The organism is Sphaerochaeta globosa str. Buddy, from assembly GCF_000190435.1.
GTDB classification, from domain to species: Bacteria; Spirochaetota; Spirochaetia; order Sphaerochaetales; family Sphaerochaetaceae; genus Sphaerochaeta; species Sphaerochaeta globosa.
Map to the genome: position 1 here is coordinate 2,063,412 of NC_015152.1, position 19,809 is coordinate 2,083,220.

At 48.7% G+C, this 19,809-nt stretch carries 17 protein-coding genes and 1 riboswitch; of the genes, 12 read left to right on the forward strand and 5 right to left on the reverse strand.

Going from position 1 to position 19,809, the window contains the following annotated elements; translation table 11 throughout:
* Window positions 1–345: 345 nt before the first annotated feature.
* The 7 genes from SPIBUDDY_RS09635 (at window position 346) to SPIBUDDY_RS09665 (ending at window position 8,187) form a co-directional block, all read left to right on the forward strand.
* Window positions 346–1,602: a tetratricopeptide repeat protein gene (locus SPIBUDDY_RS09635; protein WP_013607568.1), complete on the forward strand. Its 1,257-nt coding sequence runs from the start codon at window positions 346–348 to the stop codon at window positions 1,600–1,602.
* Complete coding sequence (tsaE, locus tag SPIBUDDY_RS09640; RefSeq protein WP_013607569.1) at window positions 1,602–2,021, forward strand: tRNA (adenosine(37)-N6)-threonylcarbamoyltransferase complex ATPase subunit type 1 TsaE; 420 nt, start codon at window positions 1,602–1,604, stop codon at window positions 2,019–2,021. The genes SPIBUDDY_RS09635 and tsaE overlap by 1 nt, the downstream gene beginning before the upstream one ends.
* Complete coding sequence (gene tsaB / locus SPIBUDDY_RS15715) at window positions 2,018–2,719, forward strand: tRNA (adenosine(37)-N6)-threonylcarbamoyltransferase complex dimerization subunit type 1 TsaB (protein WP_013607570.1); 702 nt, start codon at window positions 2,018–2,020, stop codon at window positions 2,717–2,719. Before tsaE ends, tsaB begins: the two co-directional genes overlap by 4 nt.
* Window positions 2,712–3,650, forward strand: a complete 939-nt coding sequence (gene trxB, locus SPIBUDDY_RS09650) for a thioredoxin-disulfide reductase (RefSeq protein WP_013607571.1) — start codon at window positions 2,712–2,714, stop codon at window positions 3,648–3,650. The genes tsaB and trxB overlap by 8 nt, the downstream gene beginning before the upstream one ends.
* A 72-nt stretch (window positions 3,651–3,722) precedes the next feature.
* A complete protein-coding gene (locus tag SPIBUDDY_RS09655) occupies window positions 3,723–5,177 on the forward strand; it encodes a glycogen synthase (RefSeq protein WP_013607572.1) in 1,455 nt (484 codons plus the stop codon).
* A gap of 2 nt (window positions 5,178–5,179) precedes the next feature.
* Window positions 5,180–6,475, forward strand: coding sequence for a glucose-1-phosphate adenylyltransferase (locus SPIBUDDY_RS09660; RefSeq protein WP_013607573.1), 1,296 nt, complete (start codon window positions 5,180–5,182; stop codon window positions 6,473–6,475).
* A 110-nt stretch (window positions 6,476–6,585) separates the two neighbouring features.
* Window positions 6,586–8,187 carry a xylulokinase gene (locus SPIBUDDY_RS09665; RefSeq protein WP_013607574.1) on the forward strand — a complete coding sequence of 534 codons (1,602 nt, stop codon included), beginning with the start codon at window positions 6,586–6,588 and terminating at the stop codon, window positions 8,185–8,187.
* Window positions 8,188–8,260: 73 nt separating this feature from the next.
* On the opposite strand, the gene araA is transcribed toward SPIBUDDY_RS09665, so the two are convergent.
* Complete coding sequence (gene araA / locus SPIBUDDY_RS09670; RefSeq protein WP_013607575.1) at window positions 8,261–9,745, reverse strand: L-arabinose isomerase; 1,485 nt, start codon at window positions 9,743–9,745, stop codon at window positions 8,261–8,263.
* 236 nt (window positions 9,746–9,981) lie between these two features.
* Between araA and SPIBUDDY_RS09675 the strand changes: the two genes are divergently transcribed.
* On the forward strand, window positions 9,982–11,016 hold the full coding sequence (locus tag SPIBUDDY_RS09675; protein ID WP_013607576.1) for a LacI family DNA-binding transcriptional regulator: 1,035 nt from the start codon (window positions 9,982–9,984) through the stop codon (window positions 11,014–11,016).
* A gap of 103 nt (window positions 11,017–11,119) precedes the next feature.
* On the opposite strand, the gene SPIBUDDY_RS09680 is transcribed toward SPIBUDDY_RS09675, so the two are convergent.
* Window positions 11,120–12,112, reverse strand: coding sequence for a mechanosensitive ion channel family protein (locus SPIBUDDY_RS09680; protein ID WP_013607577.1), 993 nt, complete (start codon window positions 12,110–12,112; stop codon window positions 11,120–11,122).
* 285 nt (window positions 12,113–12,397) lie between these two features.
* On the opposite strand from SPIBUDDY_RS09680, the gene SPIBUDDY_RS09685 reads away from it, so the two are divergent.
* Window positions 12,398–13,510, forward strand: a complete 1,113-nt coding sequence (locus tag SPIBUDDY_RS09685; RefSeq protein WP_155816092.1) for a hypothetical protein — start codon at window positions 12,398–12,400, stop codon at window positions 13,508–13,510.
* Here SPIBUDDY_RS09685 and SPIBUDDY_RS09690 read toward each other — a convergent pair.
* From SPIBUDDY_RS09690 to SPIBUDDY_RS09700, 3 genes are read right to left on the reverse strand one after another with little or no spacing between them, the layout of a single operon-like run.
* Entirely contained in the window at window positions 13,483–13,887 is a 405-nt protein-coding gene (locus tag SPIBUDDY_RS09690) for a (deoxy)nucleoside triphosphate pyrophosphohydrolase (protein ID WP_013607579.1), read from the reverse strand. The genes SPIBUDDY_RS09685 and SPIBUDDY_RS09690 overlap by 28 nt on opposite strands.
* A gap of 12 nt (window positions 13,888–13,899) precedes the next feature.
* Window positions 13,900–14,322 carry a hypothetical protein gene (locus SPIBUDDY_RS09695; RefSeq protein ID WP_013607580.1) on the reverse strand — a complete coding sequence of 141 codons (423 nt, stop codon included), beginning with the start codon at window positions 14,320–14,322 and terminating at the stop codon, window positions 13,900–13,902.
* Window positions 14,319–15,806 (reverse strand): NAD(P)H-hydrate epimerase, encoded by a 1,488-nt coding sequence (locus SPIBUDDY_RS09700; RefSeq protein ID WP_172634193.1) that lies wholly within the window; start codon window positions 15,804–15,806, stop codon window positions 14,319–14,321. Before SPIBUDDY_RS09700 ends, SPIBUDDY_RS09695 begins: the two co-directional genes overlap by 4 nt.
* A gap of 75 nt (window positions 15,807–15,881) precedes the next feature.
* Window positions 15,882–15,971, forward strand: a riboswitch (TPP riboswitch).
* 44 nt (window positions 15,972–16,015) lie between these two features.
* Between SPIBUDDY_RS09700 and SPIBUDDY_RS09705 the strand changes: the two genes are divergently transcribed.
* The 3 genes from SPIBUDDY_RS09705 to SPIBUDDY_RS09715 are packed head-to-tail and all read left to right on the forward strand — an operon-like array spanning window position 16,016 to window position 19,807.
* Complete coding sequence (locus SPIBUDDY_RS09705; RefSeq protein WP_013607582.1) at window positions 16,016–17,041, forward strand: thiamine ABC transporter substrate-binding protein; 1,026 nt, start codon at window positions 16,016–16,018, stop codon at window positions 17,039–17,041.
* On the forward strand, window positions 17,038–18,732 hold the full coding sequence (locus tag SPIBUDDY_RS09710; protein ID WP_013607583.1) for an ABC transporter permease: 1,695 nt from the start codon (window positions 17,038–17,040) through the stop codon (window positions 18,730–18,732). The genes SPIBUDDY_RS09705 and SPIBUDDY_RS09710 overlap by 4 nt, the downstream gene beginning before the upstream one ends.
* A complete protein-coding gene (locus SPIBUDDY_RS09715; RefSeq protein ID WP_013607584.1) occupies window positions 18,722–19,807 on the forward strand; it encodes an ABC transporter ATP-binding protein in 1,086 nt (361 codons plus the stop codon). The genes SPIBUDDY_RS09710 and SPIBUDDY_RS09715 overlap by 11 nt, the downstream gene beginning before the upstream one ends.
* Window positions 19,808–19,809: the final 2 nt, after the last annotated feature.

A 19,809-nucleotide genomic window follows, 5' to 3' on the forward strand; every position in this document is an offset into this window, starting at 1 on the left:
CGATGGAAGTAGTCTGGACACTGTCCGTAAACGGGGCCGATAGGTCCCGTTTTCTTTTTCCAAACCCCCTTTCATAAAGCGCTTTCTTATTGTACCATGTAGGCAGAGCAGTCATCTGCCTTGATATTTGACAAGTTTCCTGCGGTGTGCGCCTGGAGCCACAGTCTCTTGGCTCAACATACACAAATGGGTAGCGGTATAGCTGATTTGCATTGATCCGACTCCTTCGGGGTTTAATGGAACAGAATTTTCAGCGTAACTAGCAGCCCCCTTGAACCAATGGTTCAAGAGCATTCTCCGGGTACGGCACCGCAGGTTTTATCTTGCATACAGGAAAACTCATCCATGTCAGAAACACACGATGCCCTGAGGAACATTCTCTTCATCAAACTTCCCGCTTCCATGGAGCGGGATATCAACAATTTCCATGTCGACAGCTCGATTGAAATTCCCGTACAACGCCCCGAAGGAAATTCATCCTTTGACCCCGTCAAGGATATTTCGGTGGAATTGATCGTTGCAGGAATGCTAAAAATTCTTGCCTATCAGGACGATCATGAGCATGCATCCTACTATCGCGACTTTGTGCTCGCGCTTCAGCCTGATGCCGTCCAGGAACTCAACATAGCAGCCATAGCCCAGGAACAGAAACATAATTTTGCCTTTGCAGAAGAGTTGTTCCTTACCGTCTGCCACCTCGCGCCAATGAGTGCCACCTATGTCAACTTGGCCACCTTGTACAGCCGAAAGGCTGCCGAGGATACCTCAAAGGGTGCCCAGTACGACCTTTATCAGCAGAAAGCCCTGAACACCCTTAAGGAAGGGCTTGATGTCGTCGGTGATGATGCAACCCTCCTCTCGGAGATAGGCTTCTTTCATCTCTATCAGGGGAATGTTGAAATTGCCAAGGAGTACTTGGACCGATACCTCTCCATAGCTGAAGCAGATGAGAAAAAAGCACATGTACAGAAAATTATGGACGATATCGAAGCTAAACTTAACGATGACCAGACCTTGATGCGCTCCTACGATGCCATCCAGATGAACAAAGAAGGAGAAGCAGTCACCCTTTTGGATTCATTCTTAGAGGATAACCCCAAAGTATGGAATGCCTGGTTTCTCAAGGGCTGGGCGCTTCGCAGAATGGGTAACTATCGGGAGGCCGAACAGGCATTGCTCGCCGCCCTGGCAAACAGCAAGGGAACCAGCGACATCTACAATGAACTGGCTCTGTGCAGCTTGGAGACGGGAAAGGCTGAACTCGCCAAGGACTATCTCAATACTGCAGTAGATTTGGACAGCCAGAACATCACCTTGATCTCGAACTTGGCCTACCTGTATTTAAAGGACCAGATGTGGGACGAGGCTCGTCAGTATCTGGAAACAGCGCGTACCATCGATCCCAACGATCCGCTGATTATCCAACTGATGAAGGATTATGAGGCATCAAGCGGAGACAAACTCTCCTCGCCCATCATCCAGGAATTTGTCGACACCGAAGATGTAATCAGGCAGACCAAAAAAGAGAAGCCATTCTTCATCCAAGGCAAGGATGAGACCGATGATCTTGAGACTGATTTTGACATTGAGGATACTCCTTGATGACGATTCTCAGTCATAGTGAAGAGGAGACTCGACAGGTTGGCTATCGCTTGGGCAAACTGTGTAAACCCGGTACGGTAATTTCTCTGAGGGGAAGCCTTGGGGCAGGAAAAACAGTTCTGGCAAAAGGGCTTGCCCAAGCCTTGGGTATCACCGAACAAATTGTAAGTCCGACCTTTACCCTGATTCAGGAGTATGCAGGAACTTTGCCACTGTTTCATATGGATTTGTATCGGATCAGCGGGACAGAGGAATTCGAAGGAATCGGTGGTGAGGAGTTGCTCTACAGTGATGGAGTGACCCTGATTGAATGGAGTGAAAAGATTGCCGAGATGCTTCCCGATTCGACCCTTTATGTCGATATTAGGATTATGCCTAATCAAGACCGAGCTATCACCCTGCAAGGGGTAACACTATGAATATTCTCTCGTGCGACACCTCCACTGAATTCATGCACCTATGCTTGGCACGTTTGGAGGAGGGAAAGAAGCCCTTCTTTGAGAAGCAGGTGCTGACAAGCGGCAATCAGCATTCTGAACTGCTCGTTGTGCGCATTCTCAGCTTGTGTGAGCGCAATAACATGCAGTTCAAAGACCTTGACCTTTTGGTATGCACCAGTGGACCGGGCTCCTTTACCGGACTCAGGATAGCCATGAGCACACTCAAGGGAATCAGTCTTGGTTCCCACATCCCCATGGTGAGCATTCCCACCCTGCAGGCATATCAAGCATGCAACAGATCGGAATCACATGCCATCCTTGCTGTCATCGATGCTAAAAAAAAGCGGTTTTACGCTGCCCTGTTCAAAGATGGCGTTCAACTGAGTCCGGAGCTCGACCTTGAAGTAGGACAGATTGAAAGTCTGCTTGCACCCTACCCCGATGCCCTTTTGGTAGGAAATGACGCAGCCCTTCTTGCAACAAAACTCTCAAAACCTTACAGATTCGATGAGATATCGCACCTCAACCTTTCCTTGGTACTCTGTACACTGGGTAAGGAAAAGTTTGAGCGGTTCGGAGCCGACGACTTGGACAACGGTCCGCTGTATGTGAGAAAGAGCGACGCAGAAATAGCATTACAACAAACCATCAGTTCATTGGAGGAAACACATGATTGAACAAGATATCCTTATCATAGGATCAGGGGTTGCAGGTATGTCCGCTGCCCAATATGCGGCACGTGCAGGTCGCTCCGTTACGCTTCTCGAGTCCATTGCCCCCGGCGGACAGACCATGTACATCGATATGATCGAGAATTACCCTGGTTTTGATCAACCCATCAGCGGTTACGAAATCGGTATGAAATTCCACGCCCAGGCTGAAGCCTTTGGAGCAAAGCTTGTCTATGCAACCGTCAGCAAGCTTTCCAAGAAGGGAGAGATCTTCCTTGCTGAGACTGCCGACGGTGAAACCTATCAAGCCAAGGCTGTCATTTTCGCTACCGGGGCAAATCATCGCCATCTCGGTGTCGAAGGTGAGGAAAAGTACAATGGCAAGGGTGTCAGTTACTGCGGTACCTGTGACGGTCCGTTCTTCAAAGGCAAAAGGATTTTAGTTGTCGGCGGTGGTGACACAGCCCTTACCGATGGCATTTTCCTTTCAAAGCTCAGCGATCATATTACCATTGTACATAGGAAAGACCGATTCCGTGCCCAGGATAATCTGGTTGAGCAGATTAAGCGCAACAAGAATATTGAGCTGGTCATGCAACATACCATCACAGAGATCAAGGGGGATGAGAAGAAAGTCACCTCGGTTATTCTCAAGGACCTGGTCAAGGGCACTGAGTATGAACGGGAGTTTGATGCCGTGTTCATCTTTGTCGGCATGCTGCCTCAGACTGACCTGCTTGATAAAACCATCCTTGATGAGAGTGGGTATGTCATTACCAACGACCGAATGGAAACTTCCATTGCTGGTTTATATGCGGCCGGTGATGTGCGTACGACCGTGTTTAGGCAGCTGATTACAGCCGCCAGCGACGGAGCCATCGCAGCCCATTGCGCAAGCGAATATATCGATGAGCTTGAGGGAAGAGCGTACCGCTAAATAAGGGGTTGCTACTTATATATCACACAAATCTCCTTGACGATGGCTGGTCGTTAGTGTTCTAATTGAACCATGAATATTTGCATGGTTTCCAGTGAATCTGTACCCTTTTCGAAGTCTGGAGGGCTTGCAGATGTGGTTGGTGCACTATCGACAGCCCTCGCTTCATTGGGAGAGGATGTAAGGGTTGTGCTTCCGTTGTATGGAAGTGTCAACGCTTCTTCTTTTACTGAAGTACCCGTTTTAGGAAAACTTTCACTTCTTGATTCCGAGGAGCCCGTCAGTTTTTGTCAGACCATCCTCAATGGGGTAACCTACTATTTCTTACGACACAGCTACTTTACCGGGCGCAAGGGCCTCTATGGTGATACATCCTTCACCCCGTATGCAGATAATCTCAGACGCTATACACTGCTCAATAAAGCAGCCCTTTTCTTGTGCAAGGAACTTGACTGGACAGTGGACATCATGCACTGCCATGACTGGACGTGCGGTTTTCTGCCCTATTTGCTTAAAACAGACAACGATTCGTTCTATCGCAATACCAAGAGTATGATGACCATTCATAATCTCGCCTATCAAGGTGAATTCTCCCGCCTGGAGTTGCTTGGCTGCGACATGCTTCCCGACGATGCCATGTTCAGCGGCACTGCTGCACAAAAGCGGACCAACATGCTTAAGACGGGCTTGGTGTTTGCTGATACGCTCACCACCGTCAGTCCTACGTATGCAAAAGAGATACAGACCAACGAATATGGGTGTAATCTCCAAGATCTCCTATCCGAACGCTCCGAAGATTTGACCGGTATCATCAACGGAATCGACTATGAGGAATGGAATCCCCAGACAGACGCTTTTTTGAGTCATCATTTCAGTGCAACACAGCAACAAGGAAAGGCTCTCACCAAAGCAGAATTGCAGGCTGAGTTCGGCTTGGAGGTGAATGAGAGCATTCCTCTCTTCAGCATGATCAGCCGCCTTGCAGAGCAAAAAGGATTTGTAGAGCTGTTGGAAGGTTCGCCTTGTGCATTGGAACAGATGCTAACCCTTCATCCAATGCAGATGATTATTGTGGGAACCGGGGACCATGCCCTTGAGAAAAAGCTCATTGAAATTGGCTCACGGTACGCCAACCTCTCGGTCAATATTTTGTTCAGCAACCGGGCGGCCCACCTGCTGGAAGCTGGATCAGACTTCTTTTTAATGCCAAGCCGTTATGAGCCGTGTGGTCTGAATCAGCTCTACAGCCTGCGTTACGGCACGCTTCCGGTAGCGAGGCGAACAGGTGGATTGGCTGACAGCATTCTTGACCTGGACGTGAATCCAGAAAGCGGAACAGGAATCCTCTTTGACTCCATGACCGGTCGTGGTATACTGGAAGCAGTAGAACGAGCACTTCATTGGTGGAGCAAAGGAAAGAAATCCATGCAAGCTATCAGAACTCGATGTATGCATTGGGACAGTACCTGGGAACGGTCTGCCCGATCATATCGTTCACTATATGAAACCAGCATAAGGGGGAAATGAGTATGCGTCTGAAAGAAAGGACTATCGCAATCGTATTAGGCGGAGGAAAGGGGACCCGATTGTACCCTCTCACCATGGATCGCGCTAAACCTGCCGTACCCTTCGCTGGAAAATACCGTTTGGTAGACATTCCCATTTCAAATTGTATCAACAGCGGTATCAGGCAAATCTACATCCTGACTCAATTCAATTCTGCTTCCTTGCACAACCACATATCCAACACCTATATCTTCGACACATTCTCCAATGGGTTCGTTGAGATTTTGGCTGCCGAGCAAACCAACCAAACCGATACGTGGTACCAAGGCACCGCTGATGCAGTGCGCAAGAACCTGAAGCACTTCCATGACCAGAACGCGGATTACTACATCATTCTCAGTGGAGACCAGCTGTATCGCATGGATCTCAAGGATATGCTCGACCGCCATATTGCCTGCGGGGCTGAACTTACCATTGCTACCAAGCCTATCAGCCGCGAACAGGCTACCGGCCTGGGAATTATTGGATGCGACAGCGAAGGTATCATTACCAAATTCTATGAAAAGCCTGCAAATGATTTGGATATCAGCGAATACAAGGTTGCCGATTCCCTCTTGCACGCCTCACTGGGAAAACATGTGGATGCAAGCAATGAGTACCTCGCAAGTATGGGCATTTATATTTTCAATGCAAAAACCATGGAAGAGGTTCTGAACAATGACAAGACCGATTTCGGAAAGGAAATCATCCCCGATGTCATCAAACAGCGTAAGGTGGCCACGTACCTCTTTGATGGTTTCTGGGAGGATATCGGAACCATTAAGGCTTTCTACGAGACAAACCTCGACCTGGCTTCCATCAATCCTCAGTTCAATTTCTACAATGAGATGATGCCGATTTACACCCATCGCCGCCACCTGCCGGCTACCAAAGTGAATTTCTGCAACATTTCCAGTTCACTGACCAGTGAAGGTTCCATCATAACCAACGCGTATATCGTGAATTCCATCATCGGTGTTCGTACGATCATCGAATCGGGAGCATCGCTTGACGGTGTGTACTGCATGGGAGCTTCGTTCTATGAAACGGAGGTTGAAAAGACCGCAAATGCCAAGAAAGGAATCCCCAATATTGGTATCGGTCGCGGTACAATCATCCGTAAGGCCATCATTGACCAGAATGCCCGTATCGGCGATGGATGCAGAATCGGCATCGATGACATCCCGCGCCAGGAAGGAGATTTTGCCATGTACTCCATCCATGATGGAATTATTGTCATCAACAAGAATGCAGTCATTAAAAACGGGACTGTCATGTAGGTGAACCTAGCATTTTTACCAGCGGGAGAAGTGAATTCTTCCGCTGTTTTTTTATTGTTCTACTGGAAATAATCTGCTATACCGGCTATAATTACTGGAAGGAGAATTCAATGCATACCAACCAAATCAAAGAAGAGATAGTCAATGGTCAAACCATCCTGGGAATCGAACTTGGATCCACCCGAATCAAGGCAGTTCTGATAAACTCAGAGAACCAGCCGATAGCACAAGGTGCCCACGATTGGGAAAATACCTTGCTCGATGGAATTTGGACGTATTCACTCGATGATGTTTGGAAAGGGATACAATCCTGCTTTGCCTCCTTGCAGACGAACATCCAGAAAAGCTATGCAGTGAACCTTACGCGCACCAAATCACTGGGCGTCAGTGCCATGATGCACGGATACCTGCCTTTTGATAGCGAGGGAAAACAACTTGCCGCCTTCAGGACTTGGAGAAATACCATGACTGCCCCTGCAGCCGAACAACTCAGCTCCTTGTTTGATTATCCGGTTCCCGAACGTTGGTCCATCTCCCACTTGTACCAAGCCATCTTGAACAAGGAAGAGCATGTCAAGAACCTAGGTTTCCTTACTACCTTGGCTGGGTACGTGCATTGGAAGTTGACCGGAGAAAAAGTATTGGGTACCGGTGATGCCTCAGGCATGTTTCCCGTTGACATCAAGACGGGGCACTATGACAAGAGCATGCTGAAGGCCTTCTCCGATCTTACCAAGAGCTATCAATTTTCTTGGCAGCTCGAAAGAGTGCTCCCTTCCATCCTTACCGCTGGTGAAACAGCAGGCAGGCTCACCAGCGAGGGTGCCCACTTGCTCGACCCAAGCGGTAGTTTTGAAGCAGGCATTCCTCTTTGTCCTCCTGAAGGCGATGCAGGAACCGGCATGGTTGCAACCAACAGCATAGCCAAACGCACCGGCAATGTTTCAGCCGGCACCTCGGTTTTTGCCATGATTGTTCTTGAGAAAGAACTTTCCAAGAGTTACAACAAGTTTATTGACCTTGTCACCACTCCTGACGGATCGCTGGTTGCGATGAGCCATGGGAACAATTGCACCGGAGAGTATGACAACTGGATGCGCCTGTTCAGCGAAGTACTCACTACAGCAGGATTTGCACTCAGTAAAGGCGAACTCTATGACAAACTGTTGTATAAAGCCTTGGAAGGGGATAAGGAGTGCGGTGGCCTCTTAGCGTACAATTATCTCTCGGGCGAGACCATGACTGAACTCTATGAAGGTCGTCCCCTCTTTGTCAGGGAGACCAAAAACACATTCAACCTTGCCAACTTCATGCGTTCGCAGCTTTTCACTGCCCTTGGAGTACTGCGCATCGGCATGGACATCCTCTTCGAGCAGGAGCATGTTGCGATTGATTCAATCACCGGCCACGGCGGCTTCTTCAAGACCGCTGAAGTAGGACAGAAAATGATGGCCAGTGCCCTGCATACCCCCATTTCGGTTTTGAAAACAGCAGGAGAAGGTGGAGCTTGGGGAATTGCACTGCTTGCTTCATACATGGTCAACAAGCAAAACAGAAGCCTTGCCGACTTCCTTAGTACCGATGCTTTTGCTACTGCTGAAGTAAATACCGTCGAAGCCGACCAAGCGGATATCGATGGATTCAACACCTTCCTTGAACGTTACAAACGTGGGCTTGTAGTCGAGAAGGCTGCGGTCCAGAATCTGAAGTAAGAATTCTTACATCTATGGCTACAAAAAGGAGGTTCAGTGAACCTCCTTTTTATATACCATTACGTTTCTCTGCTTACCGCAGTTTCCAAGCAAGATCACTGAGGAACAGTTGCATCTTCAATGACTCGACCGTAGTACGGCTGTTGATGTGAACAAACTCAATACCCATGATCTCGCACCAGTCCTCAAGCATTTCTGCTGTTGCATCGTAGCTGAGTACAGCATGGTGAGCTCCCCCTGAGAGCATCCACAAGTGGCTAGCCTGATTCAAATCCGGCTCGGGTTTCCACATTACCCTTGCAACCGGGAGATTGGGCATACGGTAGATCGGTTTGACTACTTCAATTTCATTGACGATCAAGCGGACGCGACCGCCCATATCCACGAGCGAGGCAAGCAAAGCTTTACCGGGATGACCCTCGAAAACCAACCTTGCAGGAGGTTCCTTCCCCCCGATGCCCAGTTCATGCACTTCGATATGAGCCTTGTCGGTTGTGATGGAGGGACAGATTTCCAACATGTGAGCACCAAGGGAAAGTTCATTACCCTTCTCCATGTGGTAGGTGTAGTCCTCCATGAAGGTAGTTCCTTTTCCCATTCCCTCAGTCATACGCTTGACCAAGCTGGTCATAGCGGAGACTTTCCAGTCACCTTCACCACCGTAGCCATATCCTTCAGCCATCAAGTCCTGACTGGCCAAGCCGGGAAGCTGCCGCATCTGCTGCAGGTCTTCAAAGGTGTTGGTATAGGCATAGGCTCCTTCACGCTGAAGGAACTTTCGCATGGCAACTTCTTCGCGGGCCTGATACCGAACCGTCTCCATATCCTTGGTCGCAAACACATAGCGGTTCTGATAGATATCCATCTGAGCTTGAACTTCGGCTTCGCTCACCTGGTCAAGTTCCCTGATCAAGTCACCGACTCCCCAGGTATTCACCTGCCATCCAAGCTGCATCTGAACACCCACCTTATCGCCTTCGGTAACTGCGACGTTGCGCATGTTGTCCCCGAAACGAACCACCTTGAGCTTTCGGCTTTCTATCGCCCCTACAGCGGAACGCATCCAGGATGCAAGTTTGAGTTGAACTGATGCATCTTCCCAGAAACCGGTAACAATCTTGCGCTTGGTGTGCATTCTTGCTGCAATGAACGCATGTTCACGATCCCCATGAGCCGACTGGTTCAGATTCATGAAATCCATATCGATTTCGGTATCGGGAATTGTACGGTTGAACTGGGTATGAAGGTGGCAATAGGGTTTTTGCAATAAGTCGAGGCCGCGTATCCACATTTTTGAAGGAGAGAATGTATGCATCCAGGTAATGAGTCCGGCACAGTTGTCATCATAGTTGGCGTCCTTGACGCACTGCTCAATTTCTTCCGGTGTTTTGACCGTTGCCTTGTATACCAACTTGCAGGGAAGCAAGCTGCTTGCATTCATATTCTCTACCATTACCTGAGCATGCTTGGCCACTTGTTCAAGCGTCTCTTTCCCATATAAAAATTGAGACCCGACCACAAACCAAAACTCATACGTTGCCAAAGGTTGTCTTTGCATTATATCCTCCACCTAATCGTAGCTATTCTCAAAATAATCATCTGCGTTTACGTTAACGCATTCCTATACGTATATTCTATCCTCCTGCAGTTTCTGTCAAGCATTGAATGAGAATAATGTATCACATAGCTGCAACGCTGGTTTTGACCGCATGGACAAAACTGTATTCTGTGATATAATTGCGTTATCGATAATCAAAAATATCTCTGGGAAACCAGAAAGGATACAACAAACAGATGACAATATCTGAAATTGCGAAACTTGCGCAGGTTTCAATCGGAACGGTAGATCGAGTCCTGCACAAGCGAGGCCGGGTTGCTCCAGAAACCATCAAAAAAGTCATGAGTATCGTTGACGATTATGGATATCAACCGAACACCTATGCACGTAATCTCAAACTCAGCAAGGACTTCACCATTGGTGTGCTCCTTCCCCTACTCCATTCGGAGTTCGGGTATTGGAACCTTATTTACGAAGGAATCCTCAAAGCTGCAAAAGAGTTGTACCCCTTGGCGGTGCGCATCGATATGATGGAGTTCGACCGTACAGTTCCCGGCTCGCTGCTTGAACGAGGAGAAGCGCTGCTCAAGCATACTGTTGATGCCCTCTTGCTGGCTCCGGTGGTACCTGATGATGCACAGAAACTTCTCAGCTCAAAAAACATACCCTTCTATGCCTTCATAGACAGCCCACTGCCCAATACCAAACCAGTTTCCTGCGTAGTGCAAAATCCGTATCGTGGCGGCTTCCTAGCCGGCAGGATGATGAACCTTCTTACAAAAAATAGCGGTACCTTGCTGACAATCCAAACCCACCGCGCCGCTTACAACTCGGTTGAGCGAGCCCGAGGTTTTGCAGAATACTTTGCAAACAAGCCTGAATTCTCTGTATTCGAGATGGAGGCTCCACAAGCCAAAACCATGGATAAGGAACTGAACGTTTTCTATCAGGAACATGGCGATGTATGCGGAATTTTCGTAGTCAATGATGCCATCCACAAGGTTGCACAAAGTGTGTTGCTTCTCGGACGAAAGAGCCAGACAACCATGATAGGCTATGACTTGGTCGAACACAACCGAAGGGCGATGGTTGCAGGGTCCGTCGATTGTCTCATCAGTCAAAGACCTGAGTACCAGGGCTATACTGCAACCTATCAACTGTATCGAAAAGGGTTGCTCAACCAAGTGCCCGAAGAAACCATCTGCGTACCGATCGATATCATCCTGCCTGAAAATCTTATCGACGAAAAGGGTTGGTGCCCTACCTTGTAAAGCAAGCTCACCGTGTTGATCCCCTTCATCTGAGCTTCCGCTGCAAAGCTATTGGGCATCGGGTGGCTACAACCATGCATGCATCACGGTAATTGACACACAGTTAAGAGCCTTCCTTCTTTTCTTCTCGCTTTGCAAGTTCCTCACCTATTTTAGCTATCTTTTTTCCTACAAGTTTTTTTTGAGCGGGATCAAGGCCGTCCAGAGACTTGCTCAGCGTATCCTGAGCTTCCTTAAGTTCCTCCAGCGACTGCGCCTCGTCAGCTTTATCAAAAACCAGTTCTTCAATGATGGCCTTTCTCTTCTGTGGTTTTTCTTTCATACCGGTTTTCGGGATGTACTGTTTGGCCGCATCAAACTCCCTGCGATCCATCAGCGCAGGAGAAGCTATCTCAATGCCCTGTTCACGACAGACATCCAAAACAGCCTTGTGCAATTCGCTGGTCTTGCTCAGCCGCTCAGAACTTTCATCAAGCATTCCGTAGAGCCTATAACGGGTGGCGTGGTCGAGAAAAGACTCGACAAACACAAAGTTGTCCGCAAGGTTGCATCGATGGGCAGCTTCCAACAAGGCTTTCTCAACCAATTGGTGTGCAACCGAATAGCCAATCGAAACAGCCAGATTGATAAAGGTACCATCCCTACGCGTAACCTTTACGGCTTTCTGCGAGAGCAGCAGGTTGGGCAAGCTTACAACATCTCGGCTTATGAGCTGTATCTCGGTATGAAAGAGCCCCAAATTGGTTACCCTGCCTACAAAGGCATCAACCTCGATGAAGTCGCCTCCCCTGAATTCATGTGTTATTCTGAGCATGAGTCCTGCCATGGCGTTACTGACCAGGGTTGTTGAGGAAAGTGCGATGACGGCACTGAGCAGTATGCCCAGGAGAGAGAGTATCTGGTTCTTTACTTCGTGCTCAAGCGGAAGTAAGGCTATCGCTACAAACACCCCGGTAAGAACAACCAAAATTACCAAGAATTGACGCTGATACGGCCATCGTTTTGATGCGGAGAGAGTTTTTTTCCATAGCAACCGAATAAACAGTACCAGCATTACCGTGACAAGGACGACCAAAGCGGATTTTATAAGCGACATATGGGCACCCCCTCTATCTAATTGTATCGTACTACATAGTCGCTTTGGCTCAAAGGAAAAACGAAGCGATACAGCAAGTCATGATTTCTTGTTACTTTTGACATAAGATGTATTTGTGAAAAACTCTCTTTAATCCACCTAAGCATACAATTTATACAAATTTGAAGAAAATACTTGATTTATAAACAACGATTGTATACCATCTGTTGACATAAGATTTCCCCTCTTTGGCAAATGCTGAAAGCTCGGAGCATCTTGAAAACCACAACACTCCTACTAGCTCTCATGTTGGTATATAGCCCAATGATTTTTTCGGGTTCCCTGGATTATGACCAGGCTACAGGCAACCTTGACGGATTCTCAGTTACGACTACCGACTCCCCAAATTATTCAAGTGGATATGAAAACTCAACTGAAGTGTGGGATAAGAGCGGATTCATTGGGAGATTGCTGTACGTCGGAGAGCCCACAACGTTCACGTTCACCAATATTGGATCAAATCCATACGGTACTTCGAACAACCGCTTTTACTTTATCCTGAACAATACAGGAACGGCGAATACTGCAGTATGGAAAGAGTTCTTTTTTGTAGCCCGTGCAAAGGGAATAACCCAAGGGGGTTCCCAATATGCCTTCACCTCCGTGAACTCCGTTATAGCCAACAATGGAGGATCGTTCAGTCTAGCATATGGAGCTGGACCTGAATTGGTGGCAGTTGGGCAGACAGGGTATGATACCAACCGACAAAGCGGTATCTATACCGGCTCGAACGCCTTTCGATACAAATACCCTTACCAGGCCATCTGGATTGACCTGACTTTAATTCGTACCAACGTTTCGAAAAGCATTTACACGCGTGGATATTATGAAAGCCATATTCGCATCAGCACCAATACCGGCTTATGCCATGAGCTTCATTTGGGAGGCGAGTACATACCGAGAAGCAACCATATTGAACCGGAGGCCTACTTCTTCGGCATAGAGGAGCTATACACCCAAGCTTTTCCCTTTACGGAGTTGGAGAATCGAAACACTGTTGCATCTGCTTTGGAGGTGGCAACCATCCGGTATACATCCCATGTCGACCAAGCCCAAATCAGAATCGCAAGTAATGCAACTGGAACTGATACGAATTTCCGCTTTACCTCGGATGAAGGGTTGTCCTTCCCGTTCAAAGTTGTCTACGACGGGACACTACCCAATCTAGCTGCTGTAGAAGTAACGCCGTCCTCCAATACATTTGCAACAGTCTCCAGTACTCTGCCATCACCTGTTGGAGGCTCTTACACAGCCTATCGGATGGAGGGGAAGTTGAAATTATCCGTACCGATCAACACCCAACCTGCGTCGGGCCTGTATAGCTCAACCATCTATGTATTGGTCACACAGATTGACTGAAGCGTCTTGACGATTTGCTGGTCACTGGGAGCAAATGAATAGTTGACCAAGTCACCAAGCTCAACCCAGCGATATTCAGTATGTACGCGAAAAGGCAAATTCTCCACTTGCGTGGCATACACACGATAGGCTTTCAGGTGGTAGAGCGTCTCCTTGTTGGTAAAGTCATGGCTGTGAACCAGTTCCCCTACTTCGATTTCCATACCAAGCTCTTCCAAAAACTCACGCTTCAATGTCTCCTGCTCGGTTTCAGTGTAGCGGTTCTTCCCTCCAGGGAATTCCCAAAGTCCACCTATGGAACCTTTATCTTCCCGCTTGGCTATGAAATATGTATCGCCCTGCATCAAAATTCCAGCAGTGGTAATTCGTTCCTGCATGCAAACCTCCTCCTACAATAAAACCAATTGCGGTGCTACGAAGTGGATAATCGCGATGGACATCGTTACAAACCCAAGATTGCGTTTATTTCGTTCCATATACAGGCCGGTTGCATCCAATACTGTTTGCTGCTCGTCCTGTTTCACCCCGATGCCACGCAAGGCCTGATATACGTACCAAATGGTAAGCGAAAACACATTGAGCATGGGAACAAAGTCGCCCAACAACCAAGGACCGGGATCCATTGGAAGAAATGCCAACGCCAGGGTTAAGAGCAAACCGCCGAGAATGAGAATTCTTCGAACTGCTTTATGGGTGCGAAAGGCATACCGCAGCGAAAGCAAAAGGGGAAACGTAAGGCCATAGGAATCGGAAAGCAAGAAACCAGAACCTATTAACAGATATGCTATGGCAAGAACATACAGCTGAATCAATGCTCGGCCTCCTGGACGGCCTTGCCGAGGATGGCAAGCAACGCTTCACTATCGTAATACCCATACGCACTCTTTGCAAGGCGACCTGCCTCTTGGTGGATCAAGGAGCCTTCCAAGGCTGCAAACCAACAGTCCTGATATTTGGCCAAGAGTGCTGCAATGACCCCACAGAGCACATCACCACTTCCCGCAACACCAAGGGAGGGATTGTTGCCTTCAATGACTACAACCCTCCCCTTTTCGTCGACTATATGCACCAGCGAGCTCTTCACCACCAGTGTAACACCCAGTTGCTTCGCCAAATCCTGGATGGAAGCGAAAAAGGAGTCCGGCGACTGTGTATCCTGCTTGGCACCGTAAAAACCGTCGAGCAACGTCTTGAGTTCCCCAAGGTGGGGAGTAAGAATAAGCGGTCCATGCTGAGGCCTCAGTCCTTGGGCAAGCAAGGATGCATATGCTCGTAAGCCGTCAGCATCGAGCACCATGCTCTGTCCTGTTGCAAAGAGTGTTGTAAGCAGGTCTTCCCGTCCGGGACCCCATCCCGGGCCCACCAGCAGAGCTCCGAAGGCGGGGATAGGTTGGCCTTCGTACACTTTTACCATGACAGAGGGAGAAGACGTCGCAGCCAGATTGAATACCTCAGGGTCACAATACAGGCTTACAAGCCCCGCACGCGTTGCAAAGCACGCTTTCGCAGAAAGCCTCACTGCCCCTGTATACGAGGTACTGCCTCCGAAAATTCCCACATGGGCCCGACTGTTCTTGTATTCACTGCTATCCAGCTTGGGTAAAAACGCCTTTCTGTCACAGAGTTGGGCAGCCTGTGGTACCCGTTCCAACAGGAAGGGAGGAAAGGATGGGTTCACACAGACAATCGTACCGCAAGCTGAGCGGGTTGCTGGATGGAACATAGAACGCTTGAGGCTTCCCATCGTCACCGTTACGTCGGCGTGTATCATGGTTTCCGTACAAGCTATTTCATCACCAAGGCCGGAAGGGACATCGATGGACAATGTTCGGGCTTTGCTTCGATTGGCGGCATCGACCAAGGAAGCTGTTAGACCACCAAGGGAACCCTTCAGGCCAATACCCATCAAGCCATCGATAATCCAAGCAGCCTGTGCCAGCTCACTGGCCAATACAGAGAGCTCGGTTTCTTCAGCCTTGAGAATAGGAAGGCCGTATGCATTTGCTACTGAACGGTGAATTGCGCTGGAGTCGGAGATCCGCTTGCCGATGAAGATCAGCAGCTGATTGGTAAACCCATCCTGGAAAGCATATCGGCTTACTACCAAGGCATCCCCACCATTGTTGCCTCCACCACACAAAAACACCAGCCGGTCATCCTTTGCCAGGTAGGGCTTCCAGTTTTGGTAGATCAGAAGTCCTGCACTCTCCATCAGGCAAAGAGGGGGGATATTGGCAATGCTTTGTGCATGTTCGTCCAGTTTTGCAAGCTCAGTAGCAAGTACGAGTGATTTCATGCTCTTACTGTACATGAGGCACAAGGGGCGGTCAACATTTCCTATCTTGACACTATAGGGTCATCCCGTTAGGCTACAACTGTCCTGGGGTGGCGTAACAGCCTGAGATTACACCCGTTAACCTGATCTGGATAATACCAGCGGAGGGAGACAGTCACTTCTCAATTACTACCTATCCCCATGGCAGACTATTCAATATGGAGGTGCTTATGAACAAGCATCAGTACGTATGTGTTTTGGTTGCCATCCTTACCCTCTCTTTCCCGGTTTTTGCACAACCAGCCAAGGAATCGAATGAGCTGGTCGTGTACGCCTACGACGCATTTTGCAGTGACTGGGGTCCAGGCCCTGCGATTGTCGAGGAATTTGAGAAGCAGTATGGAATCGAAGTGAACCTGGTTAGTGCAGGGGATGCAGTGGAGATGATGACCAAAGTCATCAGTGAGGCGAATAATCCATGGGCGGACGTGGTGGTGGGTATCACTGACGATATGGCTCAGAAAGTGTATGACGCAAACCTGCTTGAGCGGTATGCCAGTCCTGCCCTTTCCGATATCCCTTCGTTCCTCCATTTCGATTCCGCCTATCGTCTGCTGCCGTTCGACTATGGCAATTTTGCCTTTGTCGTCGATACCGAGCACATGAAGGCAGAGGATATTCCCACCTCGCTGGCTTCGTTGGTTGAACCCAAATACAAGGGCAAGGTTATTCTGATAGACCCCCGCACATCATCGGTCGGCTTGGGTTTATTGCTCTGGACAATCGAGGTCTTTGGTGAGAAAGACTATCTGGGGTGGTGGAAAGCCATGAAAGAGAACGCCCTCACCATTACCGATGGCTGGTCGAGTGCCTATGGGCTCTTTACTGAAGGTGAAGCTCCCTTGGTTATCAGCTATACTACCAGTCCGGTCTACCACGTAACCTATGACGAAACCACTCGGTATCAGACGACAATTTTTACCGAAGGCCACAGCACTACTATCGAAGGTGTGGGTATTCTTGCATCGAGCCGAAAAAAGGAACAGGCAAGAAAGTTTATCGATTATTTGCTTACCGACGCCCAGCTTCCCATTGCCCTGGCAAACTCCATGTATCCGACCAATAGCAAGGCTGAACTTCCAAAAGCGTTCGACTATGCACCAAAACCGCAAAAGAGCCTCGCTATGGAGACAGAAATACTTGCAAAAAACCTCGATAGATGGCTTACTGAATGGACACAGGTAATGAGTAGATGAGAGAAGACAAGAACATACAGTACAAGCGTTTCTATCGCGTAATGCCGTTGCCCTCAACAATGGTTTTGCTGCTGTTGTTCTTCGTCCCCCTCTTTTTCACCCTCTCCTCGGCTTTTATCTTTGAGCAGGGATTCACGTTCTCTCGTGTTATAGGGGTCTTCACCGACCCCTATACACAGAGGATCATGCTCTTCACTCTCCTGCAGGCGACGCTTTCAACCTTGGCATCCCTGTTGGTAGCCCTACCCGGTGCCTACTTGATCGCCACCTATTCGTTCAGGGGAAAGCGGCTTATTCTGGCCCTCAGTGCCATCCCCTTTGTCATTCCTTCCATTTTGGTGGTGCTGGGCTTTGTAATTTTCTTTGGAAACAACGGATTTCTGAATCGTATTCTCATGACACTCTTTAACCTTGAAGAGCCTCCCCTATCAATACTCTACTCCTTTCCCGCCATCATTCTCGCTCATACATTTTACAACTTCCCGATTATCATGAGTTTGGTCTCCTCCTATTGGGAGCATATGGACGGCAATTGCGAGACTGCCTCCTATACCCTGGGAGCGACCAAGGCAAAGACTTTCTTCCTTATCACTCTGCCACGCCTACTTCCGGCAATCATCAGCGCAGCCTCCTTGGTATTCCTTTTCTGCTTCAACAGCTTTGCCATTATCCTGGTTCTCGGCGGCGGTCCACAGTATACGACTATGGAAGTCGAAATCTATCGTCAGGCCCGCATGTTGGGTCAGAGCGGTTCGGCAGCAGCCCTTTCACTTTTTTCCATAGTAGTCACCAGTTTGCTGCTTTTGTGGTACAACAGAACCCAAAAGAAGTTGGCACAGAGTGAGACCTACAGGAGCAACAATCGATTGACAGAGAAGAGACCGACAACCATAGTCGGCAAGCTGCTCGCTCTTGTGTATACCGTCGCTTCGTTCCTGTTCATACTCGGCCCCATCGCATCGGTGGTGGTCCGTTCGTTCATGGCTTCCTCTTCGCGATCGAGTGCGGAGTCATTCAGCCTAAAATGGTACCGTCAGCTACTTTCACTCGAAAGGGCGACCGGACATATGAATTCCGCGTTGCAAGCCCTGTCCAACAGCCTGATCATTGCTTTGTTGGTTGCCCTTTGCACGGTCCCGCTCGCTCTTACTCTTTCCCTTGCCATTCGCAAGAAAGAGAAAAAAGGCTCTGCTTTGGAGCTTTTTGGCATGTTGCCGATGACCGTCAGTTCAGTAATTATTGGATTAGGGTATTATCTGATCAGCTCAAGGGTCAGAGGGGGGGTACTGACAAGCTATAGTCTGGTCGTCCTTGCCCACATGGTCATCGCCATTCCTTTTGTGCTGAGGACCATTCTTCCTGAATACCGTAAAATTCCCAATTCCTATATTCACAGCTCATTGACCCTGGGAGCCGGACCACTGAGGACATTCCTTCATATCGAACTGCCTCTGCTCAGGGGAGCAATGTTAACAGGTGGAATTTTCGCTTTCGCCCTGAGTATGGGAGAGTTCAATGCTACCCTTACCTTGGCAAACAGCTCAATTGTGACGTTGCCCATTATCATGTACCGCCTCATAGGCTCCTACAACTTCCAAGGAGCTTGCGCCTTGGGAACCATCCTCATCGCGGTCTGTACCGTTGTGTTCATTGTAAGCGAATTATCAAAGGGAGGTACTCATGACCGATGATGGTCTTTCTTGTTCCCTGAAAGCTTCCTATCAAGACTTCAACCTCGATGTTTCCTTCTCCGTCAAAAGCGGAGAACTGACTTGCATCATAGGCCCCTCGGGTTGTGGAAAGTCCACAACCTTGCAGTTGATTGCAGGATTACTGCCGCTGAACACTGGATCGCTTGTGCTCAATGGCAATGATATTGCCCACCTCAGCGTGCATAAACGACAGGTTGCCATGGTTTTTCAAGATTATGCACTCTTTCCTCATATGAGCGTCGAGCAAAATATTGCGTATCCGTTGAAGATCAGAAAACTCGCTAGGGCTAAAAGGAAGGAGAGGGTTTCACGACTGCTTTCCATGGTCGCCCTTGAGGGCTACCAGAAACGTAAGAGTCAGGAGCTCAGCGGAGGAGAACGACAGCGTGTTGCTTTGGCAAGAGCTCTTGCTTCGGACCCCAAGTTATTGCTTTTGGATGAACCTCTCTCCGCTTTGGATGCGAAACTGAGAAAGCATCTGCGTGAGGAAATTCGCCGAATTCACGACGAAACCGGTATAACCACACTCTATGTCACCCATGACCAGGAAGAGGCGCTTGCTATCGCTGACCGCATTATAGTCATGAATGAAGGGAGCGTTATGCAGGAAGGAACGGGAGAGCAAATCTACAATGAACCGGCCAACATTTTTGTTGCAACCTTTATGGGAGAGGGGAACACATTACCGTATAGCATAATCCCTAAAACGCTCATCAACCCGGGAGGGGTTGTTCCCTTTGTCTTCAAGCCAAAGGAAGGGAAACATACAATTTTCTTCCGGCCCGAACACGTATTGGTCCAAGACAACAAGAACCTGCCGCTTGCTGAATATTTGGTCCATCTGCAATTCAAGCAGGCTGAGGTAGTAAGTTGTGAGTTCCAGGGGGATCACTATCGGGTTGCCTGCAACTGGGAAGGATTTACCATCATCAGTCATTGCTTGCAACGCCCGCAGGCAAAATCGGTAACATTGGGTGTAAGAATTAAGCATATTCGAGAATATGTTGACGGTGAATCAATAAAAAAGACCTTGCTTTCGTCAGTAGGGGAATAGCA